We start from the raw sequence: 255 nt of genomic DNA, 5'->3' as shown, positions 1-255 counted from the left end.
AGGCGGCGTTCAGCGACGAGCGCGCCTTCGAGGCGCTGATCGCCACCGTCAAGGCGGCGGCGCGCGCCCGCATCCGGCCGCTCGGCGACGCGCCGCCCGTTGCGCCGGCGGCACAGGCCGGCTACACGCCGAACGGCCGCGTCGTCGCCATCGGCTCCTCGACCGGCGGCGTCGAGGCGCTGCTCACCATCCTGAGCCAGTTCCCCGCCAACTGCCCGCCGACCGTCATCACCCAGCACATGCCGCCACTGTTCA

At 74.5% G+C, this 255-nt stretch carries 1 protein-coding gene; it reads left to right on the top strand.

Going from position 1 to position 255, the window contains the following annotated elements; all coding sequences use genetic code 11:
• Positions 1-255 (top strand): chemotaxis protein CheB (locus C7I85_RS30390; RefSeq protein WP_280954435.1); only part of this gene is annotated, 255 nt, incomplete at both ends.

It is taken from the genome of Pseudaminobacter soli (ex Li et al. 2025) (genome assembly GCF_003012705.1).
Taxonomy (GTDB): Bacteria; Pseudomonadota; Alphaproteobacteria; order Rhizobiales; family Rhizobiaceae; genus Pseudaminobacter; species Pseudaminobacter soli.
Note: the sequence above shows the minus strand (reverse complement) of the source record. Positions and strands in the feature narration are given on the sequence as shown.